We start from the raw sequence: 15,271 nt of genomic DNA, 5'->3' as shown, positions 1-15,271 counted from the left end.
TGCTCGGCTGCCGTTGCCTCATGTAGAGCCGAGCCATGCTCGGCTGCTCCAGAACAGTCGAGCATGGCTCGACTCTACAAAGGCCAGTCGAGCAAGCTCGACTCTACCGGGTCAGGGCTGCGTCGAGCTTCTGCTCAGCGGCATCCGCATACGCACTGCAGGTCACCGCCTTGGCGCCGGCGGCCGGGCCAGCGGAATACTCCCAGCCACTGCCATCCGGGTGCGGGGTCAGCAGCACGTCGCAGGGCAGGGCGCGCACGGTGGCGAAGCTGCGGCGGAAGTCCTCGACCAGGTGCGGGTAGCGCGGGTTGTCTTTCAGCGTGTAGCCCGGTGCACTGAGGCTGTCGGCATAGGCGATGCGTACCGGCTTGCCGTCGCGGCTATCGGTCCAGGTCCAGGCCGTGCTGCCCGGGGTGTGGCCCGGCACGAAATGCGCGGTGAAGCGCATGCCGCCGACGTCTACGGTCTCGCCATCCATGATGATGCGATCGACCTGGGCCGGCGGGAAGGCGAAACGATCGCCAAAGTGCAGGTCATCACTGCCACCACGCGCCAGCAGCACCGCCGATTCCGCATTGGCCACTATGCGCGCGCCAGTGCGGCGCTTGAGTTCGGCCACCGACCCGGCATGGTCGGCATGGGCGTGGCTGAGCAGGATCACCCGCAGGTCGGCCGGGGCCACGCCGCGCAGTTGCAGGTTGTGCAGCAGGTGATCGGCCATCTGTGGCATGCCGCCGTCCAGCAGCACCGCCCCCTGCGGGGTCTGCACCAGCAGCGAGGTGAGGTTGGCGGTACCGATCTGCCAGGTGTGGTCGGCAATCTGCAGCGGGGCGATCGGCTGCAGCCAGGAGGGATCGACGGTGTAGGCCTTCAGCTGCGGCAGCACTGGTTCGGCGGCATGGGCGGCCAGCGGCAGGCAGGTGGCAAAGGCGAGGGCAAGAGGCAGCAGGCGCATGCGGAAAGGTCGCGGGTGAGGGTGAAACCACGCTATCACGGCCCTTTCTTCTCCCGTTTCGCGTATTGCTCATGGCTGCAATAAGCGCGATGGTTGGCTCGGCCACGGATCAGGAGGTTCCATGGTTCCCGGCATCCGTGTTCCCGCCTTGCGCCGCCGCGACGGCCACCACGCGCGGGTGACCTACGAAGAGCTGTTCTTCGATCTGGTCTACGTCTTCGCCGTCACCCAGCTCAGCCATCACCTGCTGCACCACCTGGGCGTGCTCGGTGTGCTGCAGACGCTGGTGCTGTGGTTCGCAGTCTGGCTGGGCTGGCAATACGGGTGCTGGGTCAGCAACTGGTTCGATCCTCAGGCGCCGCGCATCCGCGGCCTGCTGTTCACCACCATGCTGCTGGCACTGCTGATGTCCTCTTCCATACCGGTGGCATTTGGCGAACGCGCCTGGGTGTTCGCCGGGGCCTACGCCACAATGCAGGTGGGGCGCACCGCGTTCGTGCTGTGGGAAGTGGGCCGCGACCACGCGCTGGCGCCGAACTTCCGCCGGATGCTGGCCTGGGTGCTGGTATCGGCGTGCTTCTGGCTGGCCGGTGCCGCTGCCGAGCTGATCGCCGGCATCATCGCTACTGCGGTCGGCAACGACCTGGTGATGGATGCGCCGGAGGAAGGTGTTTCGCTGGCGCACGCGGCGATGCTGGTGGCCGGGCCGCTGATCTACCTGCTGGGCAGCGCACTGTACAAGCGCGTGGTGTATGGGCGGATGCCGCGCTCGCACCTGCTGGGCGCCGTCCTGCTGCTGGTGATGGGCCCGTTGCTGCCGATGGCGCATCTGCTGGCCACCGGTTGGCTCACCAGCGTGGTGCTGCTGCTGGTGGGGCTGGTCGACACGCGGATGAAACGACGAACGGTGTAGCTGTACCGGCGGGAACAGTGCTCAGGCCAGCCTGGCCGCCATCATCACCAGCTTGGTGACGGTGTTGAGGTTGCGCGCGGTGCCGTCGGCCGCGCACGGAATGCGCAGTTTCGAATCGGCCATGCCGTCGCCGTAGTGCACGTACAGTGCGCGTGGCCCCAGCGCCAGCTGTTCGCCGTCCAGGCCTGCCACGCCCTGCAGCGGGTCGCTGGGCGCCATCGATGAACAGCGCAACCACGCGGTTGCCGGCCGCCTGCGGGAACGGATTACGTGCGGCCACGTCGGCCATTTCCGCGGCGTTGCGCACCAGCACGCCCACCGGTCTGCCGGCGTAGGCCTGCAGTCGCTCCGCCAGGGCATCGCGTACCGTCAGCTCGTCCGCGCTGCTGCGGAACACCACGTTGCCACTGGCGATGCAGGTGCGCACCTCGCCGAAGCCCGCGTCCATGCACATCGCCACCAGCTCGGCCATGGGCAGCTTGCCGGTGCCGCCCACGTTCACCGCACGCAGCAGGGCCACATATGCGTTCATGGTGCAGCGGCCTGCAGGCGGTCGTACATGCGCACCAGGTCGACCAGGGTGCGCGCCTCCATCTTGCGCATCACCTGCGCACGCCGGACCTTCACCGTGATCTCGCTGACGCCCAGGTCGGCGGCGATCTGCTTGTTGAGCCGGCCGCGTACCACGCCGTCGACCACCTCGCGCTCGCCAGCGCTGAGGGTGTGCCAGCGTGCCTGCAGCTCGCCCAGCGCCTCGCCCTCGCGGCGGCGCTCGCGGTCCAGGGCAATGCCCTTGTGGATGGCGTCGAGCAGTTCCTGATCACGGAAGGGTTTGGTCAGAAACTCGATGGCGCCGGCCTTGATGGCGTTGACGCCCATGGCGATGTCGCCGTGGCCGGTGATGAACACCACCGGCAGCTGCAGGCCCAGGTCCGCCATGCTGCGGTGGAAATCCACGCCGCTCTGCCCGGGCATGCGCACGTCCAGCACCAGGCAGGCCGGGACATCGTCGCGCGGATGGTCGAGGAAGGCCTGGGTGGATGCGAAGGCGCGCACCTGCAGGCCCATCGAGGCCAGTAGGTCCTCCAGCGCCGCGCGCACGGACGCGTCGTCGTCGACGACGTAGACGATGGGAGCCGGTTCGGCCGGCGGTGGCAGGGGCTTACGCATGGTCATCCTGGCCGGCGGCCGGCAGCTCGAACACGAAACAGGCGCCGCCGCCGGCCGGACGCTCCGCGCGGATGCGACCACCATTGGCCTCGATCATCGAACGGCTCAGGCTCAGGCCCAGGCCAAGGCCCTGGTCCTTGGTGGTCCAGAACGCGTCAAAGACGCGGTCCGGCTGCTCGCTGGGCAGGCCAACGCCACGGTCGCGCACGCTAAGGCTGACCTGGCCGCGACCATCGCGTGCGGTCGCCAGCGCAACGCGGCGCTCGGCAGGCGGCAGCAGGGCCATCGCATCGACTGCGTTCAGCAGCAGGTTGCCGATCACCTGCTGCACCTGCACGGGATCGGCGAAGACCGGTGGCAGGTCCGCATCGAGCAGCAGCGCCACATCCACCTGGTGCTGGTCCAGTTCATTGTGTGACAGGGCCAGCATGTCCTGCACGGCCTGGTTCAGATCGAAGGCGCGGCGTTCCGGCGCGGCGCCCTGGGTCAGGCCGCGGATCCGGGCAATCACGTCACTGGCGCGGTGCGCATCGGACAGGATGCGGGCAATGGCCTGCAGCGCCTTGTCGACATTGGGTGGCGATTGCGCCAACCAGCGCTGGCTGGCCTCGGCGCTGCTGGCGATGGCGGCCAGCGGCTGGTTCACCTCATGGGCGATCGAGGTGGTCAGTTCGCCCACCGTGGAGGCGCGGGCCACCCGCAGCAGTCGCGCCTGGGCTTCCTGCACGGCTGCCTTGGCTGCTTCCATCTTCAGCACCAGCCAGGTGGTGATGCCGATGACCAGCATGCCGATAGTCGAGTTGACCAGGCCGATGCGGTAGATGCCAAAACGGGTCAGGAAGAAGCTCAGGCCGGTAAGCGCGATGCAGGCGGCCGCCAGGATGAGCAGGCCGCGCGGGGCCATCAGCCGCGAGGCGGCGAGGATGACCGCCGCGTAGAAGCAGGCGGCGGCCACGGCATAATCGGTGACGGTGTCGAGCAGGAAGATCGCCGCCATCACCACGATCAGGGCGAGCAGCGCCAGCGGGCGGCGGGGCGACAGCGACGGCATCGGGAACAGCTCCCTGGCGGGTGGTTGGGGGGATGATAAGCGGCGGTGGTATCGGCGGGCCATGCACAGCGGGTCCGGCGGCTGGCCGCGCTGCGCGCTCGCCGGGCATGGCCCGGCGCTACCGGGGTGGGTCATTCTTCGAGACTGGCATTCCAGAATCCCTGCAACACGCCCGGCGTGCCGGCCAGGTTCTCCAGCACCGCATCCAGTTCCGCGGCGTCGACCGAGGTGGCATACAGCACCGCCTCGATCTCCACGTCGCGTTCGCCGAACGGCCGCTGGTCCACCGCGCGCACCGGGTACTGCGCCTGCTCGAGCAGCAACAGCAGCCGGTCCAGCACCTCGGCCTGCTGTTCACGCTGGCAGACCACGTTGATCGCGTACGTCGCCTCACTGTAACCCTGCGCCAGCGGCTGCCGCTGGATGCGGTTGACCACCGGCCGCAGCAGGGTGTTGGCGGCCAGCACGAACACCGCCGCCATCACCGCCTCCGGCAGGAGCTTGACGCCGGCACAGGCACCGACGGCCGCCGAGCCCCACAGCGTGGCCGCGGTGTTCAGGCCCGAGACCTGCGCACCGTCCTTCATGATCGCGCCGGCGCCAAGGAAGCCGACGCCGGAGATCACGTACGCGACCACGTGCAGCGGCGAGGGCGGGCCGCCGTACAGATCGTGGAAACGCACCGCCAGATCGACGAACACCGCCGCACCCACCGCCACCAGCGTGTTGGTGCGCAGTCCGGCGGTGCGCTGGCGCAGCTGCCGCTCCAGCCCGATCGCTGCGCCGAGTACGAAGGCCACGGTCAGGCTCAGCATCGAGCCCAGCGTGGCGCCGGCGTCGAACGGCGGCAGGTTCACCTGCAGGCCCAGCATCACTGCCACCCGTAGCGGCGGATGTAGAGCCGCTTCATCGTCGTGGTCAGCACCGCATAGCCGAACAGGATCGCCACCAGGAACGGCCAGTAACCCAATGGCAGCGCCTGCAGCTTGAAGTAGCCGGCCAGCGGGCTCATCGGCAGCAGTACGCCGATCGCCATGATCGCCGCGGTCATCAGCAGCAGGGCCGGCGCGGCGATGCTCTGCAGGAACGGCACCTTGGGCGTGCGGATCATGTGCACGATCAGGGTCTGGGTGAGCAGGCCGACCACGAACCAGCCGGACTGGAACAGGCTCTGGTCGGCCGCCGTGCGCGCATCGAACACATGCCACATCAGTGCGAAACAGCAGAGGTCGAAGATCGAGCTGATCGGCCCGAAGAACACCATGAAGCGGCCGATGTCGGCCGGGTTCCACTTCAACGGCTGGCGCACGAGTTCCTCGTCCACGTTGTCGAACGGGATGGCGATCTGCGAGATGTCATACAGCAGGTTCTGCACCAGCAGCTGCAGCGGCAGCATCGGCAGGAACGGCAGGAACGCCGAAGCGACCAGCACCGAGAACACGTTGCCGAAGTTGGAACTGGCGGTCATGCGGATGTACTTGAGCATGTTGCAGAACGTGCGCCGGCCCTGGATGACGCCGTCCTCCAGCACCATCAGGCTCTTTTCCAGCAGGATGATGTCGGCCGCTTCCTTGGCGATGTCCACCGCGCTGTCCACGCTGATGCCGATGTCGGCCGCGCGCAGGGCGGGGGCATCGTTGATGCCATCGCCGAGGAAGCCGACCACCTTGCCCTGCGCGCGCAGGCAGCGCACCAGCCGCTCCTTGTGCAGCGGCGTCAGGCGGGCGAACACCCGGTGCTGCTGCAGGGCATGCGCAAGCGAAGCATCGTCCATGCGTTCGATCTGCGGCCCGGTCACGATGGCATCGGCCTCCAGCCCGACCTGGGCGCAGACGCGGGCGGTCACCAGTTCGTTGTCGCCGGTGAAGACCTTGACCTCCACGCCATGCGCGGCCAGTGCCTGCAGGGCCTGCGCGGTCGACTCCTTGGGCGGATCGAGGAAGGCCACGTAGCCGACCAGGGTCAGGCCGCACTCATCGGCCTGCGAATACACCGACTGGCTGGCCGCGGTCTCCTTCATCGCCACGGCCACCACGCGCAGGCCCTGTTCGTTCAGTTCCTCGGTGGTCTGCCGCACCCGCGCCAGCCGCGCCGCGTCCAGGGGCTGGTCGATGTCGCCCTCACGCACGGTGCTGCACACCGCCAGCATCTCCTCCACCGCGCCCTTGCAGATCAGCTCGTGGTGGTCCTCGCGCTCGGCCACCACCACCGACATGCGGCGGCGCTGGAAGTCGAACGGAATCTCATCGACCTTGCGGTAGTCCTGCGACAGGCGCAGCGAGCTCTGCAGCTCCACGTGCTCGAGCACGGCCCGGTCGAGCAGGTTGATGAGCCCGGTCTGGAAGTGGCTGTTGAGGTAGGCGAACTTCAGCACGTCCTCCGAATCCTGGCCGAACACATCGGTGTGGCGCTCCAGCGCGATGCGGTCCTGGGTGAGGGTGCCGGTCTTGTCGGTACACAGCACCTCCATCGCACCGAAGTTCTGGATGGCATCCAGGCGCTTGACGATCACCCGCTGCCGCGACAGCAGCACCGCGCCCTTGGCGAGGGTGGAGGTGACGATCATCGGCAGCATTTCCGGGGTCAGCCCGACCGCCACCGACAGCGCGAACAGGAAGGCTTCGGTCCAGTCTCCCTTGGTCCAGCCGTTGATGAGCAGCACGAACGGCACCATCACCAGGGCGAAGCGGATCAGCAGCCAGCTCACACTGTTGACGCCGGCCTGGAAGGCGGTCGGCGCGCGCTCGGTGGCGGTGCTGCGCTGGGCCAGCGTGCCGAAGTAGGTGCGGTTGCCAGTGGCCAGCACCACTGCCGTGGCCGTGCCGGACACCACATTCGTGCCCATGAACAGCAGGTTGGCCTGTTCCATCAGCCCTGCGTCGGCATCGCCCGGGCTGGCAAATTTCTCCACCGGCAGCGACTCGCCGGTCATTGCAGCCTGGGCGACGAACAGGTCCTTGGCGCTCAGCACACGGCAGTCGGCCGGGATCATGTCGCCGGCCGAGAGCACGATGTGGTCGCCCGGTACCAGCGCACGGATCGGCAGGTCGAGCAGGCGCGAGGGACGCCGGCTGTGCAGGTGTGCGCCGAAGTACTGGTCGGCCAGATCCGCCGCCTCGGTGCCCGCGCTGCGGCGCAGGACCCGGGAGGTGTTGCCGACCAGCGCCTTCAGCCGTTCGGCCGCGCGGTTGGAGCGACCCTCCTGCACGAAGCGGATGAGCGTGGAGAGCACCACCATCGCAGCGATCACCACCGTGGCCTTGGCGTCCTCGGTCAACCAGGACACCGCCGCAAGCACGCTGAGCAGCAGGTTGAACGGATTGCGGTAGCACTGCCACAGATGGCGCCACCACGGCAGCGGCTTTTCGTGATCGACTTCATTCGGACCGAGACGGGCAAGGCGATCAGCGGCCTCCTGTGGGCTGAGGCCATCGCTGTGCGAATCCAGCGCGGCCAGCAGGCGGGCATCGTCGAGGCGGGCCAGGGTCAGCAGGCCATCGGTGAGTGCGGAGGGTGCGGCATCTGCCGCACCACGGCCAAAGGCGGCCTCGGGCAGGGCGCGGCGGCGGAACAGGCTTCCCGCGCGGCGGCTGCGCAGGAAGGCGTTGAACCAGGCGTTGAGCAGGCTCATGGGGGTCATCCTCGGAAGTCCCGACCCGGGATGCCGGGTCGCGTAGTGGCGTGGGTCAGGCGCGGCGCAGGGCCAGCACGGACGGCGACCACGGCTGCAGGTGCAGGCGCTGGCTGCCGCCGATGCACAGCGGCTTCATGGCGTCGCGCAGAGGGTGGGGCAGGTGGCGCAGCACGGTGATGCGCTCGCTGATCGGCAGCAGCGACAGCGCGTCGGCGACGACCCGCGGTGAACCGAGCGCCAACGCATGGGCGAACAGCACCGGGCCGTGCTGCAGCAGGCGGCTGCGCAGGCCGGCGACATCGCGCTCACCGATCAGGCGGCGCAGGCTGATGTAGAGGATCTTGTAGGACATGGGAAACTCCGGGCAGGCGACGCCCGGGGCCCCCATCACGCGTGCGGACAGGGACCGGCGATGGGCGCCAGCAGGGAACAGGCGGCGGCACTCCGGGGCGCGGTGCGCCCGGCAGGGTCGGGGTCCATCAGCGTCTCCATCGGTGGGGCCTGTGTGGGCCGGTGGCGCTATTGTCCGCGCGCGGCCGCGCCGGGCCTAGATGCCCGTGGGTAAGCGCGGATATACGTTGGTATAGAGGCGCGCGCGATGCGTGGCGAACGCCATCCACGCGTGGCGTGGATCTACAAACCCGCGGAACGATCCGCGAACGCGTCGCTCGCGCGGATCAGCGCGTCGGTGGTGGCCGGCTCGGTGGCGCTGTGCCCGGACAGCACCATCTCCAGCCGGGCTTCCGGCCAGGCGCAGGACAGGTCCCAGGCGCTGCGCGCCGGGCAGATGATGTCGTAGCGGCCCTGCACGATCACCGCGGGCAGATGGCGGATGCGATGGACGTCCCGCAGCAGCTGGCCGTGCTCGAGAAACGCGTTGTGACGGAAGTAGTGCGCTTCGATGCGGGCCTTGGCCAGCGTGTCCAGCGGATCGGCATCGGAGACCGCATCGACATCGTGCACCAACGTGGCGGCGTGGTCCTCCCACCCCAGCCAGGCGAGGCCAGCAGCAATGCGCGTGTTCTGGTCGGCGCTGTCCAGTCGCTTCCAGTACGCGGCAATCAGGTCGCCACGCTCCTCCTCGGGAATATGTGCCTCGTAGCGCGCCCAGCGTTCCGGGAAGATCCAGCGGGCACCGCCGTCAGCCTCGGCGAACCAGGCGTTCTCCTCGGCGCGCCCCAGATAGATGCCGCGCACGATCACGCCGGTCGCGCGCTCGGGATGGGCCTGTGCGTAGGCCAGCGCCAGCGTGGAGCCCCAGGAGCCGCCGAACACCAGCCAGCGTTCAATGCCGAGGTGCGCACGCACCCGCTCGATGTCCTCCACCAGATGCGCGGTGCTGTTGTCGCGCAGTTCGCCAAACGGCGTGGAGCGGCCGCAGCCGCGCTGGTCGATCAGCACGATGCGGTAGCGCGCCGGATCGAAGAAGCGACGATGCGTGGGCGAGACGCCAGCCCCCGGGCCACCATGCAGGAACACGGCGGGGATGCCCTCCGGGTTGCCGCACTCTTCGATATGCAGCGTATGCAGTGCGTCCACGGCAAGGCGATGCTCGCGGTAAGGCGTGATCGGCGGAAAGAGCGTACGCATGGCGGTGTCTCACGAGCAGGAACGACAAGCATAACGGTGCCGGTCGGACGGCGTCGCATCGCGCGTGGTTCCAGTATCCTCGGCGTACAGGAACGGCCGTGCGCGCGCAGGCTGCCATCACTCCGGGAGCGGCATGGACCAGCAGGATGCAGCGAAGCAGGCCGTAGCGCCGTATACGCTCAGCAGTGGCGGCCGCGAGGTGATGAAGTGGATCGCCCTGCTGCTGATGACCGGCGACCACGTCGCCAAGGTCGTGTCCGGTGGTCATGTGCCGGTTGTCAGCGAGCTGGGGCGCGTCGCGTTTCCGCTGTTCGCGCTGGTGATGGCCTGCAACCTGGCCCAGCCCGGTGCTGACCTCGGCAAATCGATCCGGCGTCTGCTGCTCTGGGGCGCGATCGCCCAGCCGCTGCATCTACTGGCCTTCGGGCAGCCGCTTCCGTTGAACATCCTGCTGACCTTCGCCGTTGCGGCGCTGGCCGTGCTCGCACTGGCGCAGGGCCGGGCCTGGCTGATACTGCTGGCAGGCGGCGTGCTGCCGATGCTGGTCGACTACCAGTGGGAGGGCGTGGCGCTGGTGGTGCTGGGCTGGATCGCGTTCCGCAACCGGCTGTGGTGGCTGCCGCTGCCGGCCCTGGCAGCGCTGTGCTGGACCAATGGCAACGGCTGGGCGCTGCTGGCGGTGCCACTGCTGTGGGCATTGGCCCGGGTGCCGTGGCGGGTGCCGCGCTGGCGCTGGTCGTTCTACCTCTACTACGTGGGCCATCTGGCGGTGCTGGCGGGCTATGCGATGGTGGTCGGCCGCTGACCGATGGCCGACAATAGGGCATGCCCGCCACGCCGACCCTCGATGATCTGCGCTGTTACGCCATAGCGCGCACGCTGTTCAGGCCGACGACCCTGCTGGCGGCCATCCGCCGACTTGGGTTCGTCCAGGCCGATCCCATCCGGGCTCCGGCCCGCGCCCAGGACCTGATCCTGCGGCACCGGGTGAAGGGGTATCGGGCCGGTGATCTGGAACGACGCTACGCACGCCTGCCGGTGGAAGAGGATTGCCTGGTCAACTATGGCTTTCTGCCGCGTGAACTGCTTGCCCTGATGCACCCGCGGGTTTCATCGCGGGTCTGGGATGAGGCGACTCGCCGCAGGGCGGCCGAGGTGCTCGAATTCGTGCAGGCGCGTGGCAGCGTGCATCCACGCGAGGTGGACCAGGCTTTCGCGCATGGCCGGGTGACCAACTATTGGGGCGGCACCAGCAACGCCAGCACCCATCTGCTCGATGGCATGCACTATCGCGGCATGCTGCGCGTGCAGCGGCGCGACAGCGGAACACGCATCTACAGCGTGGCCGACCACCCGCAGGCAGACACCGGCGCCGCCGCGCAGGTGCAGCGTGCCGCCGCCCTGGTCGACCTGGTGGTGCGCAAGTACGCGCCCCTGCCGGCCGCCAGCCTGACCTACCTGGTGCGCCTGCTCGGCTATGGCGCGCCGCACCTGGCGGCACCGCTGCAGCGGGCGCTGCGCGTGGCCCGGCAGACGCTGGCCAGCGCCGTTGTCGAAGGAACGACCTGGTACTGGCCGGCGGAAGAGAATCCGCGCTCGCGGCGCTTCGCCGTGGATGAGCAGGTCCGCCTGCTGGCCCCATTCGATCCGGTGGCGTGGGATCGTCGGCGCTTTGAGCTGCTCTGGGGTTGGACCTACAAGTTCGAGGCCTACACGCCCGCAGCGAACCGGCGGTTCGGCTACTACGCACTGCCACTGCTGTGGCGCGACCAGATCATCGGCTGGGCCAACATCACGACGCCCGAGGGCCGACTGCAACCGGCGTTGGGTTACGTCACTGGCAAGGCACCGCGCGAATCGGCGTTCCGCGCGGCGCTGGACGACGAACTGCAGCGCATGGACGACTTCCTGCACGGGCCGGGCAGAGGCGCCTGAGCGGCGCCTCCATGGTCAGCCTCGTCCTCGACCTGACAGTGGCGTCACGCCAGTGGTGGCGACGGCGGACGAGGTGACGGCCATTACGTGTTCGCACTCCTCCAGGCGCGCATTGGCGACGGCTTGGGTCGCGCCGCACTGGGTGCAGGCGAGGATGGTGTCCCCATCCAACCGCGCGATCTATGCGCCTTCGGTGCGGGTGACCTCACCGCAGGCTTCGCAGCGCAGTGCCATCGAACGGATCTGCACGATGGCGCCTGCCGGGTCCCTGTCTGCATCGAGAGCCAATACGAAAAAACGACCGGTATTGGCCATTGCACTGTCTCCGTAGAGCCTGCTGGCAGGGTGCCCTCAGCACTGGCTGCAGGGCGTGACGGAAGGCTCAATCGGATGTGGATGCGGACGTCCCCGGCAGCACGGCGTCATCCTCGCGCTGGACCTGGCGGACCCGCTCGCGGGTGCTGTACAGGCCGTTGTCGGCGCGATGGATGGTATCGGCGACCAGCTCGCCACGGGCATGCGTGGCCGCGCCCATCGAGAACGCGATCGGGGCGAGACCGGCGTTCTGCTCGTACCAGTGCAGCAGCGCCTGCAGGCGCTCGCGGGCCGGCTGGACCAGTACCACCATGAACTCATCGCCGCCCAGCCGGACTTCGCTCTCCCCGGCGCCCAGCGGCAAGCGCAGGAAGGTAGCGAACTCGACGAGGATGGCATCGCCGCGACGGTGGCCCTGGGTGTCGTTGACCTGCTTGAAGTGGTCCAGGTCGAACACCACGCAGGCCCAGGATTCGGTCTCCAGCTGCTCCAGCCGGTGCAGGTAGCGGCGGTTGTGGCACAGGGTCAGCGGGTCGCGCTGGGACAATTCGCGCAGACGCTCTTCCTGCTGTCGCAACGCGGTGACATCCTGCGCGTGGCCGAGCACGAAGGGCGGGTGCGCCTCGCTGTCGAGGACGTTGTTGTAGGCCCAGTAGCGGCGGCTGCCATCGGCGGCGATCAGCTCGATCACGCCGGCATCGGTGTGGTTGCTCTCGATCCGCGCCAGGTAGGCCTTGAAGGCATCGCGCTTGTCCGCGGGCATCAGGTCGCACAGGCTGCGGCCGACCATCTGGCTCTCGAGGAATCCCAGCGACTGCACCGCCGCCGGATTCACCGACGTGACGGTGCCGTCGAGGGTATGCGTGCAGATCAGGCCGAGGCTGTAGTGGAACAGGCGCCGGTAGCGTACTTCGCTGGCTTCCAGCGCGTCGAGCACGGCGCGTTCCTCGGTGATGTCCTGGATGGCCCCGACCAGGCGTGGCCGCCCCTCGACCTGCTGGCGGCTGCCGACCACGCGCGTCCAGATCGCGCGGCCGTCGGCGGTGGACATCGGCAGCTGGACTTCCCACGGTGTTCCAGCTTCGATGCAGCGCTGCACCGAGGCCCGGATGATGGCGCGGCTGTCCTCGCGATAGAACGAGAGGGCGCTTTCCAGGGTGGGCTGGTAGCTGGCGCGCACGCCATGGATCTGCTTGGTTTCGCGGGTCCAGCGTACTTCGTTGCTGGTCAGGTCCAGCTCCCAGCCACCGACCTTGGCGGCGGTGTTGGTGCGTTCGAGGAAATCCTCGCTGCGCTTGAGGTCACTGTGCAGGTGCTGCGCCTGGTCGACTTTCTGCAGCAGCGTGGCCCTCTGTTCCAGCACCTGGGTGGTGACCCGCCCCAGGTGCACCATCAGTTCGCGCTGTGAGGGCGAAAGGACGCCGGGCATCGTGTCGAAAAGGCACAGGGTGCCGATCCGCGCGCCCTGTGCGCTACTGATCGGGATGCCGGCGTAGTGTCGGATGCGCGGCCCGTTGGTGACCAGCGGGTTGGTGGCGAACAGAGGATCCTGGCGCGCATCGGGAATCTCCATCAGGGCATCGCGCTCGATGGCATGCGTGCAGAAGGAAATGTCCCGGGGTGTTTCGCTGGTACCCGGCAGGCCGATATTGGCCTTGAACCATTGCCGGTGCTCGTCAACGATGGAGATCAGGCCCATCGGCATGCCAGTGGCCGCCTGGGCGGCGGCGACGATGGCGTCGAAGACCGGTTCGGAAGGAGTGTCGAGCACTCCCAGACGGCTGATCTCGCATAGTCGGAAAGCTTCATCCATAACTGGCGCGCTGGCTTCTGCGGGGAAGGGCGGGGCAGGCCCCACGCTAGTGGGGCATTGGTTAGCGTTCCGCGTTGGCGGGTGATGTCTGCGTGAGGTCGGCCGACGACCTATCAGGTGTGCTTCTTGAGGGCGGCCCGCCGTGCAGCGAAGACTTCCGGGGTCTGCGGCTTGACGAACAATGCCACCAGTTCGGGAAATTCGTCCTTGACCGCCGTCTCGATACGGGTGATGCAGGCTTCGATCTGTGGTGTCCTGCGGTCGTCCTCGAACTCCGCACTGAGCATGGCCACGACCTGTTCCGGGCCCATCTGCATGGTGGTCACGCCATTGGCACGCCGCAGGTCGGGATCGGTCGCCGCCACCGCCATGATCCGCTGTGCGACCGCCGGGTGCGCCGGTTCACCCACCAGCAGGCCCTTGGTTTCGCGGGCCAGCAGGAAGGCGGTCACCGCGAGCACGGCGGCGATGCACAGGGAGGCCACCCCGTCGAGCACGGGCATGTCCAGCAGCTGCGCAGCGAGCAGGCCGGCGAGGGCGAATCCCAGGCCGAGCAGCGCCGCGCTGTCTTCCAGCAGCACGGTGAAGGTGGACGGGTCCTTACTGCGCCGGAAGGCCTTGAAGTAGCCCATCGACCCCTTGCTGCGGCGGAACTCGCGCAGGGCGATGTACCACGAGCTGCCCTCGAACAGCAGTGATATGCCCAGCACCGTGTAACTGAGGGCGTGGTTCGTGGCCGGCTGCGGATGGCGGATGTGCTGGATGCCTTCGTAGGCCGATACACCGGCGCCGGCGGCGAATACCAGCAGGGCGACGATGAAGCTCCAGAAGTACAACTCACGCCCATAGCCGAACGGATGCAGCGTGTCAGGCGACTTCTCGGCACGGTGCAGGCCGTACAGCAGCAGAACCTCGTTGAGCGTATCGACCAGCGAATGCACGCCTTCGCTCAGCATGGCCGAACTGCCGGAGATGCCGGCGGCGACGAACTTGGCGATGGCGATGGCAAGGTTGCCGAACAGCGCGGCGTAGACGACCAGGCGTGAGCCTGTGGGAGCGGCCATGTCAGGGGGGCAGGTTGAACAGACACCCCATGGTGCGATGGGGGGTGTCCGTGCCGCGTATACGGTCCGCTCAGCGCTGTCGCGGGTTGAGGTAGATGCGGGTGCCGTCCGACTCGCGGCGGCCCGTCCAGCGTCCGCCACCGCTCGGGCGGAAGCGGCCGATGACCTGGTTGTTGGTGTCGGTCAACAGCAGCTGGTTGCCTGACAGCAGCCAGCGATTGATCGAGAAGAAGCCATCGGGGCAGCCAGCCGGCACCCAGGCGCCGTAGCCGCCAAACCACTGGCTGTCCTTCAGCGTGATGGTGCAGCTGCTGCCGTTCTCCTGGCCCAGCGTCCAGTCGCCGAACAGATCGCTGTCGTTGACCGGGGGGGCACCGCGGTGGCGGTCATGGCCCCAGTCGTCACCGCGGTCGTCGGGGCGGCCGATATCCACTTCGACGTCGGAGCCGTGGCTGCGTGATTCCGAATGCGAACTGCCGGTGGTCGTGGTCTCGGTGGTCATCGAGCCCATGTTGCCGAAACCGGAATCGCCCTGCGTCTGGTCGCTGTCGTCCTGGCCCGTGCCGGTGTCCGACTGAATGGTGACGGTGGTCTGCGAGCTGCTGGACGACTGCGTGGTGGTGGTGTCCTGGCCGAAGCCGATCGATGCGTCCTGGGCCATGGCAGCGGCAGGGAGGGCAAGGCTGTACAACGCCAGCAGCCCGTAGTGCGGGAAGAGCTTGGCCATCATGGAATCCTCGTTGGGGAACGCTGAAACCGCTGATCTGCGTGTGGGGCGGCAGCCTCCCCCGCCGGCGGAGCATAGCGCCGGCCGTGTGGGGCTGCGTGAGG

General features: G+C 68.1%; 14 protein-coding genes and 1 pseudogene. 3 read left to right on the top strand and 12 right to left on the bottom strand.

Annotated elements, in window-relative coordinates:
* Positions 1-103: 103 nt before the first annotated feature.
* A complete protein-coding gene (gene bla / locus NQ204_RS02410; protein ID WP_256642976.1) occupies positions 104-955 on the bottom strand; it encodes a subclass B3 metallo-beta-lactamase in 852 nt (283 codons plus the stop codon).
* A gap of 121 nt (positions 956-1,076) precedes the next feature.
* Here bla and NQ204_RS02405 point away from each other — a divergent pair, with 121 nt between their 5' ends.
* Positions 1,077-1,868 (top strand): low temperature requirement protein A, encoded by a 792-nt coding sequence (locus NQ204_RS02405; protein WP_256642975.1) that lies wholly within the window; start codon positions 1,077-1,079, stop codon positions 1,866-1,868.
* Between the two features lie 21 nt (positions 1,869-1,889).
* Here NQ204_RS02405 and NQ204_RS02400 read toward each other — a convergent pair.
* The 7 genes and pseudogenes from NQ204_RS02400 to pip form a co-directional block, all read right to left on the bottom strand.
* Positions 1,890-2,400 (bottom strand): annotated as a pseudogene (locus NQ204_RS02400) (DUF1697 domain-containing protein).
* Entirely contained in the window at positions 2,397-3,038 is a 642-nt protein-coding gene (locus NQ204_RS02395) for a response regulator transcription factor (RefSeq protein ID WP_256642974.1), read from the bottom strand. The pseudogene NQ204_RS02400 and the gene NQ204_RS02395 overlap by 4 nt, the downstream one beginning before the upstream one ends.
* A complete protein-coding gene (locus tag NQ204_RS02390; protein WP_256642973.1) occupies positions 3,031-4,089 on the bottom strand; it encodes a sensor histidine kinase in 1,059 nt (352 codons plus the stop codon). The genes NQ204_RS02395 and NQ204_RS02390 overlap by 8 nt, the downstream gene beginning before the upstream one ends.
* Positions 4,090-4,220: 131 nt before the next feature.
* A complete protein-coding gene (locus NQ204_RS02385; protein ID WP_488192334.1) occupies positions 4,221-4,961 on the bottom strand; it encodes an MgtC/SapB family protein in 741 nt (246 codons plus the stop codon).
* A complete protein-coding gene (mgtA, locus tag NQ204_RS02380; RefSeq protein WP_256642972.1) occupies positions 4,961-7,720 on the bottom strand; it encodes a magnesium-translocating P-type ATPase in 2,760 nt (919 codons plus the stop codon). The genes NQ204_RS02385 and mgtA overlap by 1 nt, the downstream gene beginning before the upstream one ends.
* Before the next feature lie 55 nt (positions 7,721-7,775).
* Complete coding sequence (locus NQ204_RS02375; RefSeq protein ID WP_108768980.1) at positions 7,776-8,075, bottom strand: hypothetical protein; 300 nt, start codon at positions 8,073-8,075, stop codon at positions 7,776-7,778.
* A gap of 281 nt (positions 8,076-8,356) precedes the next feature.
* Positions 8,357-9,313, bottom strand: coding sequence for a prolyl aminopeptidase (gene pip / locus NQ204_RS02370; protein ID WP_116862392.1), 957 nt, complete (start codon positions 9,311-9,313; stop codon positions 8,357-8,359).
* 133 nt (positions 9,314-9,446) lie between these two features.
* Between pip and NQ204_RS02365 the strand changes: the two genes are divergently transcribed.
* The gene (locus NQ204_RS02365; RefSeq protein ID WP_116862391.1) at positions 9,447-10,118 is read left to right on the top strand and encodes a TraX family protein; all 672 of its coding nucleotides are present in this window, start codon (positions 9,447-9,449) and stop codon (positions 10,116-10,118) included.
* A gap of 20 nt (positions 10,119-10,138) precedes the next feature.
* Positions 10,139-11,248, top strand: a complete 1,110-nt coding sequence (locus NQ204_RS02360) for a DNA glycosylase AlkZ-like family protein (RefSeq protein ID WP_256642971.1) — start codon at positions 10,139-10,141, stop codon at positions 11,246-11,248.
* A gap of 180 nt (positions 11,249-11,428) precedes the next feature.
* Here NQ204_RS02360 and NQ204_RS02355 read toward each other — a convergent pair whose 3' ends face one another.
* The 4 genes from NQ204_RS02355 to NQ204_RS02340 all read right to left on the bottom strand — a co-directional run bounded on the left by NQ204_RS02355 (position 11,429) and on the right by NQ204_RS02340 (position 15,170).
* Entirely contained in the window at positions 11,429-11,563 is a 135-nt protein-coding gene (locus NQ204_RS02355; RefSeq protein WP_256642970.1) for a hypothetical protein, read from the bottom strand.
* A 67-nt stretch (positions 11,564-11,630) separates the two neighbouring features.
* Complete coding sequence (locus NQ204_RS02350; RefSeq protein ID WP_305888241.1) at positions 11,631-13,376, bottom strand: sensor domain-containing diguanylate cyclase; 1,746 nt, start codon at positions 13,374-13,376, stop codon at positions 11,631-11,633.
* 113 nt (positions 13,377-13,489) lie between these two features.
* Positions 13,490-14,440 carry a cation diffusion facilitator family transporter gene (locus NQ204_RS02345; RefSeq protein WP_256642968.1) on the bottom strand — a complete coding sequence of 317 codons (951 nt, stop codon included), beginning with the start codon at positions 14,438-14,440 and terminating at the stop codon, positions 13,490-13,492.
* Positions 14,441-14,510: 70 nt separating this feature from the next.
* Positions 14,511-15,170 (bottom strand): AprI/Inh family metalloprotease inhibitor, encoded by a 660-nt coding sequence (locus NQ204_RS02340; RefSeq protein ID WP_256642967.1) that lies wholly within the window; start codon positions 15,168-15,170, stop codon positions 14,511-14,513.
* Between the last annotated feature and the right edge of the window lie 101 nt (positions 15,171-15,271).

The organism is Stenotrophomonas testudinis, assembly GCF_024499815.1.
Lineage (GTDB): Bacteria > Pseudomonadota > Gammaproteobacteria > Xanthomonadales > Xanthomonadaceae > Stenotrophomonas.
This window is presented reverse-complemented; position numbering and strand designations above follow the sequence as displayed.

Excerpts from the sequence above, each read along its gene's own strand:
- bla (WP_256642976.1), bottom strand. The coding sequence starts at position 955 with ATGCGCCTGCTGCCTCTTGCCCTCGCCTTTGCCACCTGCCTGCCGCTG.
- NQ204_RS02405 (WP_256642975.1), top strand. The coding sequence starts at position 1,077 with ATGGTTCCCGGCATCCGTGTTCCCGCCTTGCGCCGCCGCGACGGCCAC.
- NQ204_RS02395 (WP_256642974.1), bottom strand. The coding sequence starts at position 3,038 with ATGCGTAAGCCCCTGCCACCGCCGGCCGAACCGGCTCCCATCGTCTAC.
- NQ204_RS02390 (WP_256642973.1), bottom strand. The coding sequence starts at position 4,089 with ATGCCGTCGCTGTCGCCCCGCCGCCCGCTGGCGCTGCTCGCCCTGATC.
- NQ204_RS02385 (WP_488192334.1), bottom strand. The coding sequence starts at position 4,961 with ATGCTGGGCCTGCAGGTGAACCTGCCGCCGTTCGACGCCGGCGCCACG.
- mgtA (WP_256642972.1), bottom strand. The coding sequence starts at position 7,720 with ATGAGCCTGCTCAACGCCTGGTTCAACGCCTTCCTGCGCAGCCGCCGC.
- NQ204_RS02375 (WP_108768980.1), bottom strand. The coding sequence starts at position 8,075 with ATGTCCTACAAGATCCTCTACATCAGCCTGCGCCGCCTGATCGGTGAG.
- pip (WP_116862392.1), bottom strand. The coding sequence starts at position 9,313 with ATGCGTACGCTCTTTCCGCCGATCACGCCTTACCGCGAGCATCGCCTT.
- NQ204_RS02365 (WP_116862391.1), top strand. The coding sequence starts at position 9,447 with ATGGACCAGCAGGATGCAGCGAAGCAGGCCGTAGCGCCGTATACGCTC.
- NQ204_RS02360 (WP_256642971.1), top strand. The coding sequence starts at position 10,139 with ATGCCCGCCACGCCGACCCTCGATGATCTGCGCTGTTACGCCATAGCG.
- NQ204_RS02355 (WP_256642970.1), bottom strand. The coding sequence starts at position 11,563 with ATGGCCAATACCGGTCGTTTTTTCGTATTGGCTCTCGATGCAGACAGG.
- NQ204_RS02350 (WP_305888241.1), bottom strand. The coding sequence starts at position 13,376 with ATGGATGAAGCTTTCCGACTATGCGAGATCAGCCGTCTGGGAGTGCTC.
- NQ204_RS02345 (WP_256642968.1), bottom strand. The coding sequence starts at position 14,440 with ATGGCCGCTCCCACAGGCTCACGCCTGGTCGTCTACGCCGCGCTGTTC.
- NQ204_RS02340 (WP_256642967.1), bottom strand. The coding sequence starts at position 15,170 with ATGATGGCCAAGCTCTTCCCGCACTACGGGCTGCTGGCGTTGTACAGC.